Consider the following 23,188-nt stretch of genomic DNA (forward strand, 5'->3'; position numbering starts at 1 on the left):
GGCACATTTGGAGCGAATCAATATGCAGTGATTTGGCCTTGATGTGACACCATGGCACTGGATAGTTTAAATCGATTAGATTATATCCTGCCGCGTCACAGCGAGCGGCGTCAAAGCGGACAGACCATGACCAGCCAGATCATTCCCGTCGATCCTTTCGACTTCATCATTTTCGGCGGCACCGGCGACCTGTCGGAACGCAAGCTGCTTCCCTCGCTCTACCACCGCCAGCGCGACCACCAGTTTTCCGAGCCGACCCGCATCATCGGCACCTCGCGCTCGAAAATGAGCGACGAGGAATTCCAGGCTTTCGCCAAGCAGGCGATTTCCCAGCATGTTAAGCCGGCCGACATCGACGCCGAGGAACTCAAGACATTTCTTGCCCGGCTGTCCTACGTATCGGCCGACGCGACGACGGGTGCCGGCTTCGACAAGCTGAAAAAGGCGATCGGCGAAAGCGACCGCATTCGCGCTTTCTATCTGGCGGTTGCGCCGGCGCTGTTCGGCGACATCTCGCACCAGCTGAAAGCCCACAATCTCATCACGCCGAATTCGCGCATCGTGCTGGAGAAGCCGATCGGCCGCGACCTCGATTCGGCGCGCAAGCTCAACGACGTGGTTGGAGACGACTTCCACGAAAGCCAGATCTTCCGCATCGACCACTATCTCGGAAAGGAGACGGTGCAGAATCTGATGGCGCTGCGCTTTGCCAACGCGCTCTATGAGCCGCTTTGGAATTCTGCCCATATCGACCATGTGCAGATCACGGTGGCCGAGACCGTCGGTCTTGAAGACCGCGTCACCTACTACGACAAGGCCGGCGCGCTGCGCGACATGGTGCAGAACCACATGCTGCAGCTGCTCTGCCTGGTTGCCATGGAGGCGCCATCGTCGATGGATGCCGATGCCGTGCGCGACGAGAAGCTGAAGGTGCTGCGGGCGCTGAAGCGCATCAACGGCAATGAGGCACCCAAGCACACCGTGCGCGGGCAGTACCGCGCCGGCGCCTCTGCAGGCGGCGCGGTGAAAGGCTATGTCGAGGAACTCGGCAAAGACAGCTCCACCGAGACCTTCGTCGCCATCAAGGCCGAGATCGGCAATTGGCGCTGGGCCGGCGTGCCGTTCTATCTCCGGACCGGCAAAAGGCTGGCGACCCGCGTTTCGGAAATCGTCATCGAGTTCAAGCCGATCCCGCATTCGATCTTCGGCGACAGCGCCGGGCCGATCTCAGCCAACCAACTGGTGATCCGGCTGCAGCCCGACGAAGGCGTCAAGCAGTTCATCATGATCAAGGATCCAGGCCCGGGCGGCATGCGGCTGCGCCAGATCCCGCTCGACATGAGCTTTGCAACATCTTTCGACGGTCGCGCGCCGGACGCCTATGAACGGCTGATCATGGATGTTATCCGCGGCAACCAGACGCTGTTCATGCGCCGCGACGAAGTCGAGGCGGCATGGAAGTGGATCGACCCGATCCAGAACGCCTGGGAAAGCGCCAGGCAGGAGGCGCAAGGCTATACGGCCGGCACATGGGGTCCCTCGGCCTCGATTGCGCTGATCGAACGCGACGGGCGGACATGGCACGAAAGCAATTGAGCGAGCCCGTCTATAACTGGAACGGCTTTGCCGGGCGCCAGGATCTGGCGGCAGCCCTTGCCGGCAATGTCGCGGCGCGCCTGACCAAGGCCATCGACGAGCGCGGCACGGCCCTGCTTGCCGTTTCCGGCGGCACCACGCCGGCAAAGTTCTTTGCAGCACTTTCGGCCATTCCGATCGCCTGGAACAAGGTGACGGTGACGCTGGTCGACGAACGGTTCGTGCCGGCCTCCTCGCCGCGCTCGAATGCGGGGCTGGTCGCGGCCAACCTGCTGCAGAACAAGGCGGCTGCCGCGCACTTCGTGCCGCTCTACCATGAGGCGGCAAGCATCGAGACCGCCGCGGCGGCCGACGATGCGGCGCTGAAGGCTCTGCCCTGGCCCCTCGATGTCGTCGTGCTCGGCATGGGCGGCGACGGCCACACCGCCTCGTTCTTTCCCGACGCCGAGAATCTCGGCGATTTGCTCGACCCGGCCTCATCAAGGATCGTGCTGCCGGTTCACGCGGCAAGCGCCGGCGAACCCCGGTTGACGCTGCCGCTGGCGCGGATCGTCGACGCCGGCTTCATCGCGCTGCATATAGAAGGCGAGGACAAGCGCACCGCCTTCGACGGTGCGATGGGACCGGGTGCGAAAAAGCCCATCCGCAAAGTGCTCGAAGCGGCACCCACCCCGGTAGAGGTGTTCTGGGCACCCTGATTTCACGCAAAGCAGTCCCGGCAGACGGTGGAGGACGTTCTTCCGGGGCTCGAAAGGACCGACCATGACAGCCAGACGCGACATCGAAGCCATCACGGAACGCATCCGCCAACGCTCGAAAGCCGGCCGCGAGCGCTATCTCGGCCGCATCGCCGAGACCTCCAGCCGCGCCGCCAACCGGGGGGTTCTGTCTTGCGGCAACCTCGCGCATGGCTTTGCCGTCTGCAGCCCGTCTGAAAAGCTTGCGCTCGGCGCCGACAAGGTGCCGAACCTCGGCATCATTACCTCCTACAATGACATGCTGTCGGCGCATCAGCCCTTCGAAACCTTCCCGGCGCTGATCAAGGAAGCCGCGAAGGAAGTTGGCGGCATCGCGCAAGTGGCCGGCGGCGTGCCCGCCATGTGCGATGGCGTGACCCAGGGACAGCCCGGCATGGAGCTCTCGCTGTTTTCGCGCGACGTGATCGCCATGTCCGCGGCGATCGGCCTGTCGCACAACATGTTCGACGCCGCCGTCTATCTCGGCGTCTGCGACAAGATCGTACCGGGGCTTGTGATCGCGGCTCTCACCTTCGGCCATCTGCCGGCGGTGTTCGTGCCGGCCGGGCCGATGACGACGGGCCTGCCCAACGACGAGAAGGCCAAGGTTCGCCAGCTCTATGCCGAGGGCAAGGCCGGACGCGCAGAACTGCTCGAAGCGGAGTCTAAATCCTATCACGGGCCGGGCACCTGCACCTTCTATGGCACCGCCAATTCCAACCAGATGCTGATGGAGATCATGGGCCTGCATACGCCCGGCGCGTCCTTCGTCAATCCAGGCACGCCGCTGCGCGACGCGCTGACGCGCGAGGCGACCAGGCGAGCCCTGGAGATCACCGCGCTCGGCAACGCCTACACGCCGGTCGGCCGCATGATCGACGAGCGCTCTTTCGTCAATGGCGTCGTCGGCCTGCACGCCACCGGCGGCTCTACCAACCACACCATCCATCTCATCGCCATGGCCGCGGCGGCCGGCATCACGCTGACCTGGCAGGACATTTCCGACCTGTCGGAAGCGGTGCCGCTTCTCGCGCGCGTCTATCCGAACGGGCTTGCCGACGTGAACCATTTCCACGCCGCCGGCGGGCTTGGCTTCCTGATCCGCGAATTGCTCGACGAAGGCATCCTGCATGAGGATGTGCAGACGGTATGGGGCGAAGGCCTGAGGCCCTATGCGGTCGAGGCCCGGCTCGGCGAAGATGGCGGCGTCGTGCGTGAAGCCTCGCCGCTGCAGAGCGGCGACGAGAAGGTGCTGGCGCCGTTCAAGAAAGCCTTCCAGCCGACCGGCGGCCTGAAGGTGCTCGCCGGCAATCTCGGCCACGCCGTCATCAAGACGTCTGCCGTGAAGCCGGAACGCCGCGTCATCGAGGCGCCGGCCAAGGTGTTCGACAGCCAGCAGGGACTGAACGAAGCCTTCAAGGCCGGCACGCTGACCGGCGACTTCATCGCCGTCATCCGCTTCCAGGGCCCGAAGGCAAACGGCATGCCGGAACTGCACAAGCTGACCACCGTGCTCGGCATCCTGCAGGATCGTGGCCAGCGCGTCGCGCTGGTCACGGACGGGCGCATGTCTGGCGCTTCCGGCAAGGTGCCGGCGGCGATCCATGTAACGCCGGAAGCGGTCGAGGAAGGGCCGATCGCCAGGATCCATGACGGCGACATCATCCGGCTCGACGCCGATGCCGGCACGCTGGAAGTGCTGGTGCCGGGGCCCGAGCTCGCGCTGCGCCGCACGGCCGACATCGATCTCATCGGCAACGAGTTCGGTTTCGGCCGCGAGCTGTTCGCTGGTTTCCGCCAGTTGGTCGGCCGCGCCGACCACGGCGCCAGTGCTTTCGGAGCAGCCTGACCAGATTGCCCTATCCATGAAAAAGGGCGACTCGTGGCCGCCCTTTTTTGCGTTCGTCCATACGATCCTATTGCACCGTGAGCTCGGCTCGCTCGCCGGCCTTGACTGTTACGGTGCCTTCCTTCGAGCTGTTGTCCGACTTCTCCGAAACGACCACATAATCGCCGGTCGCTATCGCCGCCTGATACTTCTGGTCGTAAGCGTAGCCAAGCGACTTGCGATTGCCGTTGATGTCTTTCTTAGCCTCGAAAATCTCGATCTTTGAAGCGCCGGGCGCGGTGATTGCCAGCACGCCGGCGTTCATGGCGACCTTCACATCCTGGAATTCGCCGACCTTGACGGTGAACGGCTGCTCGACGACGGCGAGGTCGACCGTCGCAATCAACACATAGTCATCGGCCGGCAGATCGAACTTGCTGTCAGGGCCATAGGAGTAGGTCACCTCTTCCCTGGTCCCGTCGATCTTCTTTTTCGCCTTGAAGACCTTGAAGCCAATGCCTGAACCATCGGCCTTGTCGCCGCCGGCAACATAGTAGGCGTTGGCCACGACATGCCCGACGCCGACGATGATGTCCTTTTCGACCGTCTTGCCGGCAGCGAGCGGAATCGTCTCGGTAGCCACGCCCTGGCCGATGGTGACAGTCACTTTCTCGTCGCCGGCCGGCAACACCACCTTGGTGGTGCCATAGTAGGTCGCGGGGTTATCGGCGCTCGGATAGTCGATCACGACAGCCGCGCCATCGACAACATCCGCCCCCACGCTTGGTCGCGGATGAATGATGAGCGTGCCGGCATTCAGGGTGAAGAGCGGCTTGTAGATCTGGCTTGCCTCGACCTTGAGCTTTTGTTCGGACTTGGCCTCCCCGTCGCGCGCGACGATGATGTAGTCGCCCGGCTCCAGATTGCCCTTGTAGGCGCCGTATTCGGTGGTGACGTTGTCGCCGCGCGTGCCATCGGCCTTGGCCTTGTAGACCTCCCAGGCATTGCCGTCGGTGATCGGATCGCCGCCTTCCGCCATGACCACGCTCGGGATGAAATTGAATTCGGGCTTTGCCGGTTCAGGGGCAGGCGCCGGAGCGGGTTCGGGTGCCGGCGCCGGAGCCGGCGCGGCGACGGTTTCGATCAGTGCTTCCTGCAGCGCCTTCTCGTCCGAGGCCTGGATATATTTGCCGCCGGTGTTGTCGGCGAGACAGGCAATCTGCTTGCCCTCGTCAGCGGTCAGGCCGAAGCCGACGACGTCGACGGTGAAATCGACGCCTGAGGCCTCCAGTTCCTTGCCCAGCGCGCACGGGTCACCTTCGCAGGTTTCAAGCCCATCGGTGATGAGAACCACGGTCGCCTTGTCCTCGGTGTATTTCAGAGCTTCGGCCGCCTGCTTGACGGCTGCGGTCAGCGGCGTCTTGCCGAGGAATTTCAGGCTGTCGGCAGCGGCCGAAATGGCGCTAGCCGAGCCGGCTTGCGGCGGCACGATCAGCTCGATGTCGTCGCAGCTGCCCTTTTCGCGGTGGCCATAGGCCATGAAGCCGATCTCGTCGTCGCCCGGGACCGACTGCAGTACGGTCCTCAGCGATTCGCGCGCGATCTCGAGCTTCGGCTTGCCGTCGATCTGGGCCCACATCGAGCCTGAAGCGTCAAGAATGATGATAACCTTGTTGGCGGCAAAGCCGAGCGAAGTCATCGACAAAAGGAGCAGCGCCGCAGCGACGCTCCGCAAAAGTCCCGCCATGGAAATCTCCTTGAGGCCGCCCTCTTAATATGCGGCGGCAAGCTATTTGACGCCGCGTCCGGGCACAAGCCCCGGAGCGGGTCACGAACGGTTGCCGTGTAACAGGATCGGCGCCGGCCGAGGCCTGTTCCGAGGCCGGCTAAGCACCGCGTCAGTACGTGGTGCGGCGCTCTTCGGAAGGGGGCCGGCCGAATTGCAGCCGATAGCTCTGCGCGAAATAGGAGTGCGAGGTAAAGCCGGTGGCAATGGCCACGTCGAGGATCGGCATGTTGGTCTGGCGCAGCAGTTCGCGCGCCCGCTCAAGCCTGAGCCGCATGTAGTAACGACCGGGCGTGACGCTCAAATGGCGCAGGAACAAGCGCTCGACCTGGCGCACCGACAGGCCCGCCGATTTAGCAAGCTGCACGGCTGATAGCGGCTCGTCGAGATGGTCGGCCATCAGTTCGACGATGCGCCTTAGCTTCTCCGACTTGCCGGTCAGGTCGCGCTCCGGCCCGACGCGCTGGCGGTCGCCGGCGGAGCGGATGCGCTCATGCTGGAACTGGTTGGCAACGCCGTTGGCGAGGTTCGAGCCGAAGTCGCCACGCACGATCTCCAGCATCAGGTCGATCGAGGTGGTGCCGCCGGCGCAGGTGTAGCGCTTGCGGTCGATCTCGAAGACGTTGCCGGTGCAATTGATGTCGGGAAAGCGCTCGACGAAGCCGGCGCGGTTTTCCCAATGGATGGTGCAGCGATAACCTTCGAGCTGACCGGCTTCGGCCAGGAGGTAAGAGCCCACCGACAGCGCGCCGAGCGCATTGCCGCGCCGGCCCCAGCCGCGCAGCGCCGCCAGCACCTTGCTCTTGCCGGGGAACTCGACCGACAGGCCCACCGACACGAACAGGATATCGACCGGCGGCAAATCGGCGACGGCATAGTCGATCTTGAGCGGCAGGCCGTTGGAGGCCATGACGGGATCGCCGTCGGCCGAGACCGTCGTCCAGCCATAGAAATCGCGGCCGAGCAGGCGGTTGGCCGAGCGGAAGGTATCGATCGCCGCTGCCAACGAAAACATCGAAAACTTGTCGACCAGCAAGAACGCGAATTGCCGGCCCCCTTGAACGGGATCATCCGGCCGTTCAGAGGGTGTAGTAAGGTTCGGCAAAGAAGCTGCTTTCTGGGTCAGAAGGAAGGCCGCTTCAAGCCGGCCGCAAGGTAGGCTGAGGCTAACGTATTGGCCATCAGCATGGCAATGGTCATCGGTCCGACACCGCCGGGCACGGGGGTGATGGCGCCGGCGGCCTTGGCCGCTTCGGCATAGGCTACATCGCCCACGAGGCGGGTTTTGCCTTCGCCCTTCTCGGGTGCGGCAATGCGGTTGATCCCGACATCGATCACGGTGGCGCCCGGCTTGACCCAGTCGCCCTTGATCATTTCGGGCCGGCCGACGGCGGCAATCAGAATGTCGGCTGTGCGGGCCAGCGCCGGCAGATCCTTGGTGCGGCTGTGGGCGATGGTGACGGTGCAGTTGGCGGCAAGCAACAGATTTGCCATCGGCTTGCCGACGATGTTGGAGCGGCCGACGACGACCGCGTTGAGGCCGGAAAGATCCTTGCCGCGCACGCGTTCGATCAAAAGCATGGAGCCGGCCGGCGTGCAGGGCACGAAGGCTGTTTCGAGTTCGCCGGTGCCGAGCTTGCCGACATTGATGAAATGAAAGCCGTCGACATCCTTTTGCGGTGCGATGGCCTGGATGATCTTGCCGGCATCGATATGGGCGGGAAGCGGCAGCTGCACCAGAATGCCGTTGATGGCCGGATCGGCGTTGAGTTCGCCGATGATCTTCAGCAGTGCCGCTTCGGACGTGTCGGCCGGCAGCGTGTGCTGCAGCGAATGAAAGCCGCATTCCTTGGCGGTGCGCGACTTCGACGCGACATAGACCTGGCTTGCCGGATCCTCGCCGACGATGACCACCGCCAAGCCGGGCTGGGCCTTTCCCTTGGCGACCAGGTCCTCGGTCAAGGCCTTGACCTTCTGAACCACGTCTGCGGCGACGATCTTTCCGTCAATCACTTCGGCCATGAACCATCCTCGACATCATTCCAGCCAAGGCGCGGCGCGCGCCTTGAACGTTGCTTCGTGCATGTCGTTGGCCCAAACGTTCCGCCCATTCGGGTAAAGCCCGACGGCAGCGCTTTTTTGGGCGCCATGCTGCGCAGCATTTTCACGAAATTTGGCCTAAGCAATCCCGTCAAAGCGCCGTCAAATGCCGTAAACTCGAAACCGGCAGCTTTTATTCTGTGCTGACGGGCTAGAGCGACTCATCCTTTTACGGAAAGGCTGAACCGCTCTATTTCTTGTTTTGACGCAATTCCCAAGGGAAAGCGCGCTACGCGCTTTTCCCGGGAAAACCGTTTCACACTTTTCCTGGAATTGCTCAGAAATAGCGGCGGTGCGAACGGCTTTCGGTGAGTTCGCGCACCGCTTCGCGAAATTCGCGCAGGCCGGCACGGATATCGTCGATTTGCGCCTGCTGGTCTTCCGGCACCGCCCCAGCGGGCTGCGGAGAAGACCACTGCTCGGACGCCACGGGCATCGGCTGAGCCTGCGAATAGGCATAGTCAGCCGGCTGACGAGGCCGCGCGTAGCCAGGCTGCTGCGCAGGGGATTTGGCGTGCGGAACCTCGTTCCGGAAGTCCGGCTGGCGATAGCCCACAGGCTCCTGCACCGGCCTTGTATATTCGGCGGCTGGTTGGGCGCGGTAGGTCTCGACAGGTTCGCCTGACGTCCCGCTACCCGGCGCGGCTTTGCGCATCGCCGAGAACAGTCCGTCGAACAGACCTGGGCTCCGGGCGGGAACGGCCGCGGTCGGCAACACCGGAGGTGCTGCCGGTGGCGGCGCCACAGGCAGCGGCGCGCGATAGACCTTGTCCTCGACCGGAGGGCGGCGCTCGTCCATTCTGCCGCGCGAACGCGAATTGGCAGCGCCGCGCAGGCTGGCAAAGGCGCCGCGCATGGCGCCGACACCGATGCCCGAAGCAAGCCCGAGCAGCAGGCCGGCCAGCGCTATTACAGCCCGCGACGGTCCGTTGGGTTCGAGCGGCGGTTGCGCGGGGGTCATCAGATTGATGTTGGTGGTGTTGATGTTTTGCTGTTCGCCGGTCTCCTTGGCGCGCAGAAGGTACTGTTCGTAGACGGAGCGTTTGGCGGTGGCATCGCGCTCCAGTTCGCGCAGGCTGACCAGATCGCTGTTGACGTCGCCGCTCTGGACCTTTGCCTGAGCCAGGCGGGAAGCGAGATCCTGCTCGAGCTGGACCGAGCGCTTCAAATCGACCTGTAGCGACGAGGCGATGCGGCGCAGTTCGCCTGCGATGCGCTCGCGCGAGCCGTTGAGCTGGGCACTGAGCGCCTGGTATTCGGGATGACGCGGTCCCAGACGCACGGCGGCGCGGTCGGCCTCCTGCTTCAAAGCTGCATATTGCGCGCGCAGTTCGCTCATCGTGTTGGAATTGATTTCTTCCGGCAACGTGCCGTTGATGACCGAATTGACGTCCAGCGAACGCGCCGACGCGGCCCGGGCATTGAGTTCCAGCGTACGGGCCCGGGTGACTGAGAGCTGCTCGTTGAGCTTCAGCATCTGGTCGTCGCTGATCAGATGGCCCTGCGCGTCGACGAGATCATGCGTGGCCCTGAAATCCTCGACCTTGCGCTCCGCTGTCTCGACATTCTTGCGCAGGTCATCGAGCTTGGCCGTCAGCTGGTCCGTCGCGCGCCCGGCCATCCCGAACTGGTATTGGGCCGCCTCCTGCTGGAAAACGTCCCTGGTCCTATTGGCTATCTCCGCCGATTTGTCGGCGCTTTGAGTGGTGGCGCTGATGGAAACGACAAAGCTCTTGCCGCTGCGCTCAACCGACAGGCTCTTGGCCAGATTGCCGACCGCCAGCGCCTGGCGGCGCACTTCACCGCCGCCGCCAGGGCCATCCTGGCGCGACAGTATCGAGCGAATGAGCGACAGGACGCCAAGGCCGCCAGAGCCCTGTCCGTTGAATTCCGGATCGTCGACGAGATTGAGATCGGCCACGACCTTGTCGAGGACCTTGCCGGATGTCACCATCTTGATGCGGGTTTCGACAACAGCCAGCGCCGCATCGGGCTGCCCGACCGGTTGGGTGAGATCGTTGTCGGAAAGCTTCAGGTCGCCTGGCTCGATGACCATCTGTGTGGTGGCTTCGTATTTCTTCGGTGTCGAAACGGCGACGGCGACGCCGAGCACCGTCCCCAATATCGTCGTCGAGACGATCAGCAACTTGGAACGACTAATGCCGCGGACGACCTGGAGCGGATCGATCAGCGGTTTCCATTCCTGCCCGTCATCGTCGTCGCGGTCCGGTCGCTGCTCGTGGAAAGAGCGGGGCTCATAGGCGGCGTGCTGCTGACGCCGGCCGGAAATAGGCTCCTCACGCGCGCTGCCGGCCGAAACGGGTTCGCCGTCGGCCTGGAACTGCGGCGGCTCGGGCGGTGACGTTGGCGCCGGATTCGACCGCGCCTCGCGTTGCGAGCGGGCTATGCGGTGACGCGTGGCGGCATCCTCGCGCCATGACGGATCCACCCGGTCACCGATCGAGACCGCCGACGCATCCGCCGCCTCATCGCCGCGCACGGCTTTGCCGAGCGCCAGGAGGGAACGCTCGCGCCTCCAGTCTTCACGGTTTTCCCTGTCGACCATTGTCTCGAAACTTTACCTTCGACGGCGCGGGAGCGGCGGTCGGCCAATCGTTAAGTCACGCTAAACAGGCATGGGAAACAAAAGGTTAATTTCCGAAGTCTGCAAGTGAAAGTTTCTCGCTTCGCCACGCATTGCCGGGATCTGTAAAATGGCGTCAGAACCGCACGTTAAGCTTTCCGGCTTACGGCTTTCCTCGATATGACGCAGGCCAGCGACATACCGCAAAGGCGGACATTCGCCCGCATCGGCACCTTCCTTGCCGAAAGACGGGGGCTGGTTCGCGACTATCTTTCAGCCATCAGCGGCGCCGGCGGGCGGCTGGTGTTCTCGCTTGCCTATTTCATCGCACTTGCCAACACGCTGTCGATTGCCGAGTTCGGCATGTTCGCCACCGCCTCGGCGGCCGGCGTCATGCTGTCGCGCATCCTCGCTTTCGGCTTCATCTCGGCGCTTTACCGCACAGCCACCATCCGCCCCAATCTGATCGGCACCTTCACCGCCGGCTTCCTTTTGCTTGGCGCCGTGTCCTTACCACTGCTGGCGGCGGCCTCGTGGGGCGTCTACCTGATCTTCTTCGCCAGCACCGTGCCTCTGGCCGTCTTTGCCGCAATCGTCTTTGCCGAAGCGCTTTTGTGGCGGCCGGTCGAGGTGGTGCTGATCGTCAACAACGGGCTCGGCAAATTCGGCCGCGCCGCGGTGCTGTCGATCGTGACCACGGCGTTCCGTGCGCTGGGCGCCGTGCTGTTCATGCTGTCGGGGCAGCACAGCGTCTGGATCTGGTCATTGTTCTACATCGGCGCCAACGCCGCCTCGCTGCTGCTGGCCTTCGGCTTCTATTATCCACGCCAGCGGCTGAGGCTGCGCACCGAGCTCTATCTCAGGCGGCTTGCCGATTCGATCTATGTTGCCGGCGCCGAAGTGCTGTTCTACCTGCAGTCGGAATTCGACAAGCTGCTCGTCCTGGCGATCGGCGGGCCGCGTCTGGCCGGCATCTATGCCATCATCATGCGGCTGGTCGACCTGACGGCAATACCGATCCGCACCTTCTCGATGATGCTGGTGCAGAAGATGATGCGGTCGCCGGAGCTGTTGTCGCGACTGCGGGTCAAGAGCGGTATCGAAGCCGGCGTGTTCCTGGTATCGACATTGGCGCTGGCCGCACTCGGCATCGTGCTGCATTTCGTCCCCAATGCACTTGGCCGGAATGTCGCCGAGGCGGCGCCCTTGGTGGCATTGGCAATCGGCGTGCCGGGACTGCGCAACCTGGTCGAATACCAGGCCGAGCTGCTGTTCGCGCGCGGCCAGACCGCGCTCAGGGCGCTCAACCTCGGCCTGCTGGCGGGGCTGAAGGCGGTGCTGTTGACCTATGTGCTGACCACGATTGCCGACACGCCCAGGCTTGTCGTATCGCTCAATGTCGTCTTCCTGCTGCTCTATCTCGCCTCGGCGCTGCTGACCTATTCGGCGCTGCGCAAGCCCGCCAAGGCAATCTAAGCCAATCCGATCAGGCGGCGGATGCGGCCGATATCGGTGCCGATGAAGGATTGCATGCCGATCGCCACCTGCCCCGGTGCCATAGCGGCGACGAAGCTGCGGAATTCGTCATCCGACAGCGCCTCCCCGGTCCAGTGCACGCGGCAGAATTCCTCCGAGCCGCGGAAATGGCCAGCGCCCTTCAGCACATCGTCGACATAGCGGCCATAGATCATGCATTCGGAGAACCGGCGCACTGAAGCGATGACCTCGACCCAGCCGCGCGCGTGCACCTTCTCGATCTCGGCGCACATCGCCGTCACGGTCTGACGGCGCCAGGCGATCAGCGTCGAAATATAGTCGTGGTTCGAAACCTCGGATGCATCGATACCAATCGCCGAGGCCGCATTGCGCGACCAGATGCGATGCTCGTCGTGACCGTCGCTCGACAGCACGCCGTCGCGCCGGAACAGCCGCACCTTGCCGTCGCGCCAGAAGGCGCTCAGATCGAATGGCTTGAGGAAGGCGACGTCGGAATCACAGAAGACCAGCACGTCTTCTTCAGCATGCGCAGCGATGGCGATGCGGCGCAGCTGCTGCACATGCCAGCCGCGCAGCGGCTGGGCCTTGAAACTGAGCCAGATGCGACGGCGAAAGAGGCTCATCGGATCGTCGAACACACGCAGCCAGCGCGGCAGCAGGTCGCGCTCGTCGACAACGCTGCGGCGGTCGTTTTCCAACTGGCGAAACAGCGCCACGTCGCGGTGCTCGACCAGAATGTAATGATGCGCCACGCCGGAGACATGGCGGTCGAGGGTCTCGCACAACAGGCGGCAGCGTTCGAAATCCGGCGCATAGCTGGCGGTCACCACCGCCGCCGTCGGCGTTTGCGGCAGGGCACCGGTCTCGGCTGCAGGGCTCGGCACGACGCGGCTGTTCACCGCAACTCTCCGGCGGGCTCGGGCCGATGTGAGAATTTCTGCCTGACGACACGCAGCAGGAACACCGGATTGCCGAGGACGTAGCGGCGCCACAGCCGGCCGGGCTCGATGCACAGACGGAACAACCATTCGAGCCTCAGCTGGCGCATCCACAGAGGCGCCCGCGGCACCGTGCCGGAGAGAAAATCGAGCAGCGCGCCGACGGCGATCGGCAGCGTGCAGTGGCGGGCATCGATATGACGGGCGATCCACAATTCCTGGCGCGGCACGCCCATGGCCACAAGCAGCACGTCGGGCCGCAATGCCTCGATGCGATCGACGATCGCCTGCTCTTCGGCGGGGGAGAAATAGCCGTCATGGATGACGACGAATTCGTGCTGCACCGCCAGCGCGGCCAGCCTGACCGACGCCGCCTCGGCGTTGGCGCGGGTGGCACCAAGCAACCCGACGGTCAGCGGCCTCGCCGATGCCTGCAGAAAGGCCGGAATGAGATCAGTGCCGTTGAGATTGTCCGGGAACGGCGCACCGTAGAGCAGCTTTGCCGCCAGATCGACGCCAACGCCGTCAGGCAGGATGAGGAAATCGTCGAGCGCCTCGGCAAAGACCGGATCGGTAGAGGCGATGTTGGCGTTGTGAGCGTTGAGAAAACTGACCTTGGTGAAGCGCCGCTCGGCGATCAGACGAGTGAGCAGCGCGATCGCGTCATCCCAGCCGATGGCAAGGACCGAAATGCCAAGGATCGTCTTCAGCGTATCGAGCCCGAAGGCGGCGCGGGCGGTGTGCATGTTCATGCAAACACCTCCTTCCCCACCGGCCCAAGCTTTTCCAGGCCGAGCCTGATGGCGGCATCCAGTGCCTTGATCTGCCGGCGATGGAAGGCGGTGCCATCGACATCCCTGACATCGGCCGCAGCTGCCTCCAGCGCGCCGGCGAAGGCGGCCGGATCGTCGGTGATGAAACAATTTGCCGGGCGATGATCGATGCCGCGCAGCGAACGGCTGGTGGCGACCGACGGCAGGCCGAGTTCGAAGGTTTCGATGGTCTTGAGCTGAACGCCGCTGCCTGCGGTGCTGATCAGTGGAATGACGGCGGCGCCGCGCACGAAATCCTGGGCGTCGGGCACGCGGCCGACAAATTCGACACCGGGATGGGCAGAGGTGATATCCGACGGCATGTTGCCGGCGACCCTGATGCGAAAACTCCGGCGAAGATGCGGCACGACTTTTTCCAGGAACCAGTCGAGGCCGATGCGGTTCGGCTGCCAGGTCCAAGTGCCGATCAGCGCCGCGTCGCAATCGATGCGGCGCGGCTTGACCGGCTTTGGCGCCGTGGCAGTGGTCACCAGCGGCAGCACCGCCGAGCGGTCGTCGCTGGCAACGCCGAGTGCGGCGCGGTCTTCCTCGGCCAGCGTGAAGACGAAGCGAGCCCGGCGGCAGAGCCGCTCCTCCATGGTCTTGAGCAGCCTGGCCTCGCGGGCAAACAGCAGGCGCTGGAAGCGACTGTTTGCTGCTGCCGCATTCTCTTTGGCCGAACCATGTTCGACATTGTGGGCGACGAAAATCGAGGGACGGTCGGCGAACAGTTTTTCAAAGGCGCCGGCGAACTGCACCGAATTCAGGACATAGCCGTCGAAGGGACCGGCGCGCTCGATCGCGGCACGGACTTCGCTGTCGGAAACCGCGCGCAGCTTCACGGAAGCGAAGGTGAGCCCTGACAGCACCGCCTTGCCAAGCCAGGCGAGCTTCTGCCGCGCCGAGGCGCTTTCCGTGCGCACGTCGACGGCGCCGAGCACGATGGTGTTTTCGGGGTCGCTGGGCGCCTTGCCCGGCCAGATGAAGCCGATGACGGTGACGCGCACGCCGGCGCGCCGCAAGGCGGCGATGATCGCAGCATTGGCGATCTCATAGCCCGAAGCGAGAGCGCCGTCGGGCACGATCGATGTGGCGAACAGCAGATGCATCTCACCTATCCAGGCGTCAGCCACTAGCAAAGCTGGGTGAACCCTTGATTAAATCACGCAACGCAACGGCTGAAAGGCGCGGACCGGCAGGCGCCGCTGCGAAAGGTGATTAACGAAACGTTATCGTCGCGGTGTTATCGAAAGCCAGATTCAAAACATGCGGCTGGAGCGGATGATCCCTTTGCCATCGGACGGTTCGGTATCGATTGCGGGACGCTCTCCGGGGCTCGCCGCAGAGACGATGGAAGCCGTCGTCACGCTGCCGACCTTCAAGCGGCCGCAACTGCTGCTCGAAACGCTGGCGTCGCTCAAGGCACAGCAAACCAGCCGGCGCTTCGCCGTCATCGTCATCGAAAACGAGGCCGAGGCGCGTGAGGGCGCCCAGGCGGCCGTGCCGCTGTTCGAACGCGACGATATGAAGGGCATGGTCATCATCGCGCATGAGCGGGGCAATTGCAGTGCCTACAATGCTGGCTGGCAGACGGCGATCCTGCATTTTCCGGATTTCCGCCACCTGCTGGTCATCGACGATGACGAGATCGCCGACGCGGACTGGCTGGAGCGCATGTGCAGGACGGCGGAGACGCTTGGCGCCGACATTGTCGGTGGCCCGCAAGTGCCGGTGTTTACCGATCCTGCTCACGCCAAATGGGCCGAGCACCCGGTGTTTGCGCCGCCCTATCGCCAGACCGGGCGCGTGGCCGCACTCTATTCCTCGGGCAACCTTCTGGTCGGGCGCAATGTGCTCACCATCATGGGGCCACCCTTCCTCGACCTGCGGTTCAACTTCATGGGCGGCGGCGATTCCGACTTCCTCAGCCGCTCGGCGCAGAAAGGTTTCGTGCTTGGCTGGTGCGCCGAGGCAAAGGTGCGCGAAGGCGTTCCGGCCCGGCGCGTCGAGGCTGACTGGATCCGCGCCCGATCCTTACGCAACGGTGTAATCTCGACGCTGGTCGAAAAGAAGAAGCGCGCCGGCACGCCATTCGCCGGCGCCAAGGTGTTTGCAAAAAGCCTGGCGCTGCTGATAGCCTCGCCCGTGCGCGGCGCAATCAAATTGGCGCGGACAGGATCGCTGTCGACGGCGCTTTACCCCGTCTATGTCTCGCTCGGCCGCGTGCTTGCCGAATTCGGATACGCCAATGAGCAATACAGGCAGCCTGAGAAGAACTGACGAGCTGCTGCTGGGCGGCATCGTCACCCGCGACGGCGTGGCGACGGCGATTGCCGCGCTGTTGTTTGCCGTCGTCATCGTGTCGTTCCGGCCGTTTCAGCCGGCAGGCGCGGAACTGACCGGCGACGGCGGCGACATCGTCAACCAGCTCGGCTTCAGTTCGCTCGGCGCCATTTCGATCTTCTCACTGCTGACGTTCGCCGACCCCAAGGTGGTGCGCTCGCTGCTCAGCCCGTCCTGGATTCTGATGCTCGGCTTTTTCATGCTTTCGGTCATCGACGCGACCGACCCGTCCTCGGCCATGCGCGCGGCCTTCTTCACGCTGCTTGGCGTTCTGACGATAGCGACGGTCCTGGTGCTGCCGCGCGATGCCGACAGTTTTTCGAAAGTCATCATATTCTGCGCGATCGTCGTTATCGGCCTGTCCTATGTCGGCCTCATCGTCTTTCCGCATGAGGCCCTGCATACGGCCGATTCGCAGGAGCCCGAACATGCCGGCCTGTGGCGTGGTGTGTTCGCCCACAAGAACATTGCCGGACCAATCATGGCCTGCTTCAGCTTCGCCGGCCTCTATCTCTTCCGGCGCGGCCAGAAATTCTGGGGCGTGGCGATCTTCGGCGCGGCGATGATCTTCATGCTGCACACCGGATCCAAGACGACGGCCGGCCTGGTGCCGTTCTCGATCCTGATCGTCGTGCTGCCGGGCCTGATCGGCATGCGGTTCGGCACGCCGATCCTGTTTGCACTGGCGATCATTGCGACGGCCATCGGTACCTTAGGCATCGTCTTCATCCCGCCGGTGAAAGAGCTGGCGGCCACCTATTTCCCCGACCTCACCTATACCGGGCGCACGACGCTGTGGGAGTTCTCCGGCGAGATGCTGGCGAAGAAGCCTTGGACCGGCTACGGCTATGAAAGCTTCTGGGGCACGCCGCTGCTGCTGAGCCAGGACCAGCCTTTCGACCGGGCCTGGGACATCCGGACCATCGTGCATGGCCATGACGGCTATCTCGACATTGCGGTGCTGATGGGCATCCCGGCGCTGTGCGTTGCCGTCTACACTTTCGTGATCGCGCCGCTGCGCGACTACATGCGCATCCCGCCGCGCAAGGAGAACATCTATCTCGGTGACTTCTTCATGATGGTGGTGCTGTTCACGGCGCTGAACGCGTTCCTGGAAAGCTTCTTCTTCCATCGCGGCGACCCGGTGTGGCTGCTCTTCGTGCTCGGCGTGCTTGGCTTGCGGCAAGTGTCGCTGCGGCCGATCGCGGTGCGCCGGCGACCTTGACCGGCTGGCCTGATCCAGCACCCCTTGAGGGGCTTTCCCGTCTGCCCGCTAGCGTCTAAGGAGAACCCTTGTCTCGGAGGGCTCTCAATGACGATCAGGCTTGTTCTCGCCGGTTGCGGCAATATGGGTTACGCCATGCTTGCGGGCTGGCTGAAATCCGGCAAGCTTGCCCCGCAAGCCGTGTTCGTGGTCGAGCCCAATGCCGAATTGCGCAAGCGCGCCGAGCACCTCGGTTGCAGTGTCGCCGCGGACGCGAACGGGATCCCCGCCGACGCAGAGCCCGACCTCGTCGTCATCGCCGTCAAGCCGCAGGTGATCCGCGACGTCACCGCCGCCTACAAGCGCTTCGGCGACGGCAGGACCACCTTCGTCAGCATCGCCGCGGGCACGCCGGTCGCCACCTTCGAGCACATCCTCGGCCATCTCGCGCCTGTTATCCGCTGCATGCCCAACACGCCGGCCGCGATCGGCAAGGGCATGATGGTGGTCTATTCCAACCCGCTGGTGACCGACGACATCAGGCGTTTCGTTGCCGAGCTGCTGTCGGCGAGCGGTGTGGTGACGACGATCGACGACGAAGGCCTGATGGACGCGGTGACGGCGGTTTCGGGGTCCGGTCCGGCCTACATCTTCCATTTCATCGAGGCGCTGACGGTTGCAGCCGAGAAGGCGGGGCTGCCGACCGAGACCGCCAGGCTGCTTGCCATGCAGACCGTCTATGGCGCTGCTGCACTCGCTGCCGAAAGCGGCGAGGAGCCCGGCGTCCTGCGCCAGCAGGTGACCAGCCCCAACGGAACCACGGCAGCCGCCCTTGCCGTGCTGATGGGCGAAGACCGGCTGACGAAGCTGCTGACCGAGGCGGTGGAAGCCGCGCGGCTGCGGTCGGTGGAATTGGGGAAGTAGCCGAGACGCTCGCGGGGCCGTATCAGCCCCACTTCATCTCACCCTTGGCGACCTTTGCGCCCAGTTCCAGGGACGAGACGTCAAGAAGATCGGAATAGCGCCGCTTCATCGCTGCAATCAGCTCGACGCTGGATTTCGCTTTTTCGGCTTCCTTATTGAAAGCTTCGAGGTAGGCGCGGGTGAATTCCACGGCCGCCAGACCGTCCGGTGCACCGGCTACCTGATGGGACGGCACCACGATGTTGGGTTTGCGGGACGCGATTTCGTTGAGCGCGGCAATCCATTTCTTGCGGTCGTCTACGGTTGGCTCGTCGGCAACCCAGACATGTACGCCGGACGAGATCAGCACGCCGCCGAACACCGCTTCAAGGCTGGGCACCCAGAGATACCGCCGGTCTTTCAGATCGGCGACGGTGACGATCTCGATCTTGTTTCCTTCGATTTCAAGTGAGGTGATATCGGATGCCTCGGGAATGACGACATCCGCCAGGACCTTCGGTCCATTGTCCTTGAGCTGCGGGCCCCAGACATCCAGCTTGGCTTGCACATTGGCTTTGATGGCAGCCACCGTCGCAGCGGCTGCGATGATCTTGGCGTCGGGGAAAGCATCCGCGACGGGACGCAGGCCGAAATAATAGTCAGGGTCGCTGCAGCTGACGTAGATCGTGGTCAGAGTCTTGCCCGTCGCCTTGATCGCATCCGCGACCGCACGGCCATCCGACAGCGTAAATCCGCCATCGAGGAGGATGGCTTCCTTCTCACCGGTCAGCAGCACCGGCGTGCGGCGGAAACCCCTCTCGTCAGCCTGAAAATAGGTCCATTCCAGCTTGGCGGCGGCCTTGGCTGCAAAAGCCAGAGGCTGAAGCATGGCAACCATGCCCGTTGCCAGAAGGGTTTTCATTGTTTCGCGTCTTGTCCAAATGGTTTGCAAGATTTCAACCTCAATGGGGTTCAACTGATCGTTCGGAGATTGGCATCTCGGCATCGTTTGAAAAACCCGGATCAAAAAGACAGACTATATGAATGGATCATACAATGGCAGCCGATGGTCTGCGTCGTCAGCACGAGCGCAATGATCAGGCGTGTTGCGCGAGCAGGTCAACAGCCCCATGGCGCGACCGCGGCAGCATTTGGCCTGCTGGGCGGGAGCGGCTGACGAAGCTGCTGACCGAATCGTGGAACTGGGGGAGTAGGATCAGGCCAGATCGGTGTGGGAAAAGCCTTTCCCTTTGTAGAGCGAGGGCATCCCACGGCTTTTTGCCGAGGCGTATGACAGGCAGTCAGCGAGGTTGAGCTGAGCCGGGTGGCCGCGACCTTTGCCATAGTTCGAAAAAGCCTGGATCGCGAGCTTGGCATCACCTCTTTCGATCGGAACCACCTCGATCGCGGCTTCGCGCAGGAAGTCTCCTATTGCCCTTTCGGCGAGAGCGGCTCCACCACCAACTTCGACGAAAGCCGCATCGCCGCTTCGAGCACGACCAGCGGAGATGTTATCCGTATCGAGGCCTGCCCGATCCGGCGGCTCCAATTGGCGGCGTCTTCCTCTGCGGCGAGGACAGCGATCACCACCGAGGTGTCGATGAACATCAGGAATGTCCCCACATCTCGTCGATCTCATCCTTAGTCAGATCCCTGCCGCCGCTTCCCGCCTTGGCCTTCAGATCGTTCGATATGGCGGCCAGCCGCTCAGCCAGCGGAACTCGTTCACGTTCGCGCTGAAGCTCGGATTCGAGCGCCTCGATCACCGCCTCGGTCATTGGAATCTTTCGCTTTTCGGCAAGCTGCCGGGCGAGGTCACGGGCGCGCGGGTCTCTGATCTGGAGATTCATCCTAGAAGCCTCCGTTCGGTGCCACTACAACATAGGGAGTTGTCATGACAAGGCCAGCCCGACTGGCCTGTCGTCCAATCTCAGCTCCCGTACAGCATCTCATCCTGCAGCTTGCGCAAGGCGAACAGCCTGGTCGTGCGGTCGGGTGTGGCGTTGTCGGTGGTGATGAGCTCGCCCTTCCTGACCGGCTTCAGCACCTTGCCGCCTTCGAGCAGGCCGACCGCGACGGCGCTGACGGCGCGGGCCTCTTCGACGGTCATTGTCCAGGAGCGGTAGCAGGTCTCACCGATGGCATCGAAGGTCTCGCCCATGGCGAGATCGCGCTTGGCGACCGCGCAGACCTCGGCCACCGGCTTCGGCAGCGGCACCATGTCGGGGCGGCCGTAGAGCATGATACGCGCTGCCGTCAGCGGCACTTCCAGCGAGGTCAGATGGTAGGGCCGGAAGAAGCTGTAGTAGGGGCCGTGGCCTATGTGCAGGTCGTCCATGCGCTCGACGATGCGCGGATGCGTCGCCTCGACGATGACGAACACGCCGGGCGCCACGCCCGTGCCGATGGTGTAGTCGACAACGCCCTTCTTCGACAGGATGCCGCCATCCGCCTTCGGGATGAGCACCTTGGCCAGCTGATCGCGGTCGGCCTTTGGGCCGTGCATGCCCGGCACATCGGGCACCAGCCCGGTGGCGTTGGCGATGGCGCACATCTCGACCATGGTTTTCGAGCCGTCTACGAACTCGACCAGCATGCGCGGGTTCATGTTGCGGCGAAGGGCTTCCTCGCGATAGTCATCCGGAACGGCATCGTGGTTGAGCGGGTTGTTCTTGCCCTTGCCAGCCGAGACGATGGTGTAGCCGAGCGCGGAGGCAAACTCGATCAGCTCCATGCAGCTCGACGGCTCGTCGCCGGCGCCGACCGAATAGACGACGCCGAGCCGGTCTGCCTGCTGCTTGAGGTAGCAGCCGATTGTGACGTCGGCCTCGACATTCATCATCACCAGGTGCTTGCCGTGCTCCATCGCCTTCAAGTCGAAATCGGCGGCGACACCAGGCTTGCCGGTGGCGTCTATGACGACGTCGATCAGCGGATTGGTGACCAGCATCTCGTTTGAGGTGATGGCGATTTTCCCGGCCTCGATCGCCGCCATGACCTTCGATTGCGTGTCGGTCTCGGCCGCCATCGCCTCGTCGCCATAGGCGATGCGGATAGCGTCACGCGCGGTGTGCGGGCGCCTCGTCGAGATGGCGCAGACCTCGATGCCCGGCATCAGCATGCCTTGCGTGACCAGGTCGGTGCCCATTTCACCGGAGCCGATGACGCCGATGCGCACCGGGCGTCCCTCGGCGGCGCGCCTGGCGAGATCGCGGGCCAGTCCGGTCAGGGCGACATTGGTCATGCAAGCGTGTCCACGGCTTCTTGATTTGCAGGCGGGAATAGCAGGGAACGGCGCCGCTTTGCCAACGAAACCGGCGAGCACCGGCAATTTCTCCGGCAACAGGCCCGGCCGGTGAGGCCAACCCCGGTAGAGGCTGATTGACCCGCCTCGGCGTCAAACCACCCTGATATAGCTCGTCATGCCGGTTTTCTGATGTTCGATGATGTGGCAGTGCAGCAGCCAGTCGCCGGGATTGTCGGCGACGAAACCGAGCTGAACCTTCTCGTTGGGCTGCATGAGATAGGTGTCGGAGATGACCGGCTGAACCTGGCGTGTCGACGACGACAGCACCTTGAAGCTCATGCCGTGCAGATGCATCGGATGCGATTGCGGCGTCAAATTCTCCATGTCGATGACATAGTTTTTGCCGAGCTTCAGCTCGGCCAAAGGCGCGGTCGGATCCGGCGTGTCGCCCGGCCACGGTACCTTGTTGATGGCCCAGAAGGAGTAGCCTAGCGTGCCGCATATGCTGTCGCTCGGCACGTTTTCCGCCGTGGCGCTGAGCGAGAGCGCGATGTGTTTCGCGCTGGCGAGATCCACCTTCGGCACCGGGTTGGCTTCCAGCGGTGCGAGGTCTCGCAAATCGCGCTTGAGCGAGCTGCCGGTGGCGCGCAAGGTGGCGAGGACCTTGGGTTTGGTGCCTCTGATGTCGCCCAGGCTGACGATCGCGCCCTCCTGGTCAGGCATGCGGATGGCGAGCTCCATGCGCTGCCCCGGTCCGAGCAGCAAAGCATCGGGCGCAAAACGCTGCGGCACCGGATTGCCGTCCAGCGCGATGACCGCGGCCTCCCCACCCTCGACGCGAAAGGCGTAGATGCGGGTGACATCGGTGATGGCGACCCGCAGCCGCACCAACCCGCCGGCCGGCGCGTCGAATTGCGGCTGGTCGAGCCAGTTGGCGGTGCGCACCGTGCCATAGGTGCCGGTTTTCGCGGCATCGCGCGGCCGGAACTGCTGGATGAACTGGGCGTCGTCGCCGAGCCGCCAGTCTCGCAGATTGATGACCGCCTCCGCATCGAATTTCGGATCGCCCGGGTTTTCGACCACGATCACGCCGGTCAGGCCGTGGCCCATCTGCTCCAGCGTGTTGCAATGCGGGTGATACCAGAACGTGCCGGCGTCGGGCGGCGTGAAGGCATAGTCGAAATGATCGCCGGTGTAGACGTAAGGCTGAACCAGGAAAGGAACACCGTCCATCTTGTTTGGAACGCGAATGCCGTGCCAGTGGATGGTCGTCGGATCGTCGATGCCGTTGACAAGCCGTGCGGCGAAAGGCTCGCCCTTTTTCATCCTGAGCACCGGCGGCATTTTGGCCTCTCCATAAGTCAGCACATCGCGGGTCTGGCCGATATCCATGAACCTGGCCTGGATCTTTGCCGTCTTGAGAACCACCGGCTCCGGTGCGGCCGCGGCCCAGTCACCAAGCCTGGCCATCGCTGCAAGGCCAACCCCGCCAGCGCCGGCAACCGCGGCCGTTTTCAAAAGCCTGCGGCGGGTGAATAGGGTCATCTGGCGCTCCAACGGAATATGATTACCTGTCGTCCTGAATGACGGGTGGCGACCGGCGCACAAGCCGA

Annotated in this window: 20 protein-coding genes; 7 read left to right on the forward strand and 13 right to left on the reverse strand. The window is 63.6% G+C overall.

What is annotated here, in order from left to right; genetic code table 11:
* Positions 1-126: 126 nt before the first annotated feature.
* The 3 genes from zwf (at position 127) to edd (ending at position 4,182) form a co-directional block, all read left to right on the forward strand.
* The gene (gene zwf, locus NKJ58_RS18400; protein ID WP_023681884.1) at positions 127-1,596 is read left to right on the forward strand and encodes a glucose-6-phosphate dehydrogenase; all 1,470 of its coding nucleotides are present in this window, start codon (positions 127-129) and stop codon (positions 1,594-1,596) included.
* Entirely contained in the window at positions 1,578-2,294 is a 717-nt protein-coding gene (gene pgl, locus NKJ58_RS18405; RefSeq protein ID WP_023669306.1) for a 6-phosphogluconolactonase, read from the forward strand. The genes zwf and pgl overlap by 19 nt, the downstream gene beginning before the upstream one ends.
* 64 nt (positions 2,295-2,358) lie before the next feature.
* The gene (edd, locus tag NKJ58_RS18410; protein WP_352853576.1) at positions 2,359-4,182 is read left to right on the forward strand and encodes a phosphogluconate dehydratase; all 1,824 of its coding nucleotides are present in this window, start codon (positions 2,359-2,361) and stop codon (positions 4,180-4,182) included.
* 67 nt (positions 4,183-4,249) lie between these two features.
* Here the strand turns inward: edd and NKJ58_RS18415 are convergent, their stop codons facing one another.
* The 4 genes from NKJ58_RS18415 to NKJ58_RS18430 all read right to left on the reverse strand — a co-directional run bounded on the left by NKJ58_RS18415 (position 4,250) and on the right by NKJ58_RS18430 (position 10,613).
* On the reverse strand, positions 4,250-5,908 hold the full coding sequence (locus NKJ58_RS18415) for a vWA domain-containing protein (RefSeq protein WP_352853577.1): 1,659 nt from the start codon (positions 5,906-5,908) through the stop codon (positions 4,250-4,252).
* 151 nt (positions 5,909-6,059) lie between these two features.
* Positions 6,060-7,052 (reverse strand): GlxA family transcriptional regulator, encoded by a 993-nt coding sequence (locus NKJ58_RS18420; protein WP_352853578.1) that lies wholly within the window; start codon positions 7,050-7,052, stop codon positions 6,060-6,062.
* Between the two features lie 17 nt (positions 7,053-7,069).
* Positions 7,070-7,969, reverse strand: coding sequence for a bifunctional methylenetetrahydrofolate dehydrogenase/methenyltetrahydrofolate cyclohydrolase FolD (gene folD, locus NKJ58_RS18425; RefSeq protein WP_023681888.1), 900 nt, complete (start codon positions 7,967-7,969; stop codon positions 7,070-7,072).
* Positions 7,970-8,324: 355 nt separating this feature from the next.
* Positions 8,325-10,613 carry a GumC family protein gene (locus NKJ58_RS18430; RefSeq protein WP_352853580.1) on the reverse strand — a complete coding sequence of 763 codons (2,289 nt, stop codon included), beginning with the start codon at positions 10,611-10,613 and terminating at the stop codon, positions 8,325-8,327.
* Between the two features lie 198 nt (positions 10,614-10,811).
* Here NKJ58_RS18430 and NKJ58_RS18435 point away from each other — a divergent pair, with 198 nt between their 5' ends.
* The gene (locus NKJ58_RS18435; RefSeq protein WP_352853582.1) at positions 10,812-12,107 is read left to right on the forward strand and encodes a lipopolysaccharide biosynthesis protein; all 1,296 of its coding nucleotides are present in this window, start codon (positions 10,812-10,814) and stop codon (positions 12,105-12,107) included.
* On the opposite strand, the gene NKJ58_RS18440 is transcribed toward NKJ58_RS18435, so the two are convergent.
* From NKJ58_RS18440 to NKJ58_RS18450, 3 genes are read right to left on the reverse strand one after another with little or no spacing between them, the layout of a single operon-like run.
* Complete coding sequence (locus NKJ58_RS18440; protein WP_352853584.1) at positions 12,104-13,027, reverse strand: DUF6492 family protein; 924 nt, start codon at positions 13,025-13,027, stop codon at positions 12,104-12,106. The genes NKJ58_RS18435 and NKJ58_RS18440 overlap by 4 nt on opposite strands.
* On the reverse strand, positions 13,024-13,818 hold the full coding sequence (locus tag NKJ58_RS18445) for a WecB/TagA/CpsF family glycosyltransferase (protein ID WP_352853586.1): 795 nt from the start codon (positions 13,816-13,818) through the stop codon (positions 13,024-13,026). The genes NKJ58_RS18440 and NKJ58_RS18445 overlap by 4 nt, the downstream gene beginning before the upstream one ends.
* Entirely contained in the window at positions 13,815-14,987 is a 1,173-nt protein-coding gene (locus NKJ58_RS18450) for a glycosyltransferase (RefSeq protein ID WP_352498577.1), read from the reverse strand. The genes NKJ58_RS18445 and NKJ58_RS18450 overlap by 4 nt, the downstream gene beginning before the upstream one ends.
* A 172-nt stretch (positions 14,988-15,159) precedes the next feature.
* On the opposite strand from NKJ58_RS18450, the gene NKJ58_RS18455 reads away from it, so the two are divergent.
* The 3 genes from NKJ58_RS18455 to proC all read left to right on the forward strand — a co-directional run bounded on the left by NKJ58_RS18455 (position 15,160) and on the right by proC (position 18,349).
* Positions 15,160-16,158: a glycosyltransferase family 2 protein gene (locus tag NKJ58_RS18455; RefSeq protein WP_023692395.1), complete on the forward strand. Its 999-nt coding sequence runs from the start codon at positions 15,160-15,162 to the stop codon at positions 16,156-16,158.
* Positions 16,127-17,446, forward strand: coding sequence for an O-antigen ligase family protein (locus tag NKJ58_RS18460; RefSeq protein ID WP_023681901.1), 1,320 nt, complete (start codon positions 16,127-16,129; stop codon positions 17,444-17,446). The genes NKJ58_RS18455 and NKJ58_RS18460 overlap by 32 nt, the downstream gene beginning before the upstream one ends.
* 87 nt (positions 17,447-17,533) lie before the next feature.
* Entirely contained in the window at positions 17,534-18,349 is an 816-nt protein-coding gene (gene proC, locus NKJ58_RS18465; protein WP_023669294.1) for a pyrroline-5-carboxylate reductase, read from the forward strand.
* A 22-nt stretch (positions 18,350-18,371) separates the two neighbouring features.
* Here proC and NKJ58_RS18470 read toward each other — a convergent pair whose 3' ends face one another.
* The 6 genes from NKJ58_RS18470 to NKJ58_RS18495 all read right to left on the reverse strand — a co-directional run bounded on the left by NKJ58_RS18470 (position 18,372) and on the right by NKJ58_RS18495 (position 23,120).
* On the reverse strand, positions 18,372-19,271 hold the full coding sequence (locus tag NKJ58_RS18470) for an MBL fold metallo-hydrolase (RefSeq protein ID WP_352853626.1): 900 nt from the start codon (positions 19,269-19,271) through the stop codon (positions 18,372-18,374).
* A gap of 273 nt (positions 19,272-19,544) precedes the next feature.
* On the reverse strand, positions 19,545-19,727 hold the full coding sequence (locus tag NKJ58_RS18475; protein ID WP_280806608.1) for a type II toxin-antitoxin system VapC family toxin: 183 nt from the start codon (positions 19,725-19,727) through the stop codon (positions 19,545-19,547).
* A gap of 29 nt (positions 19,728-19,756) precedes the next feature.
* Positions 19,757-19,936 (reverse strand): type II toxin-antitoxin system VapC family toxin, encoded by a 180-nt coding sequence (locus NKJ58_RS18480; protein WP_280940305.1) that lies wholly within the window; start codon positions 19,934-19,936, stop codon positions 19,757-19,759.
* Positions 19,936-20,178 (reverse strand): type II toxin-antitoxin system VapB family antitoxin, encoded by a 243-nt coding sequence (locus NKJ58_RS18485; RefSeq protein WP_023681903.1) that lies wholly within the window; start codon positions 20,176-20,178, stop codon positions 19,936-19,938. The genes NKJ58_RS18480 and NKJ58_RS18485 overlap by 1 nt, the downstream gene beginning before the upstream one ends.
* A gap of 80 nt (positions 20,179-20,258) precedes the next feature.
* Complete coding sequence (locus NKJ58_RS18490) at positions 20,259-21,572, reverse strand: NAD(P)H-dependent oxidoreductase (protein ID WP_023681904.1); 1,314 nt, start codon at positions 21,570-21,572, stop codon at positions 20,259-20,261.
* Positions 21,573-21,725: 153 nt separating this feature from the next.
* Positions 21,726-23,120 carry a multicopper oxidase family protein gene (locus tag NKJ58_RS18495; RefSeq protein ID WP_023681905.1) on the reverse strand — a complete coding sequence of 465 codons (1,395 nt, stop codon included), beginning with the start codon at positions 23,118-23,120 and terminating at the stop codon, positions 21,726-21,728.
* Positions 23,121-23,188: the final 68 nt, after the last annotated feature.

The sequence above is a fragment of the Mesorhizobium sp. M0139 genome, from assembly GCF_040322455.1.
Classification (GTDB): Bacteria; Pseudomonadota; Alphaproteobacteria; order Rhizobiales; family Rhizobiaceae; genus Mesorhizobium.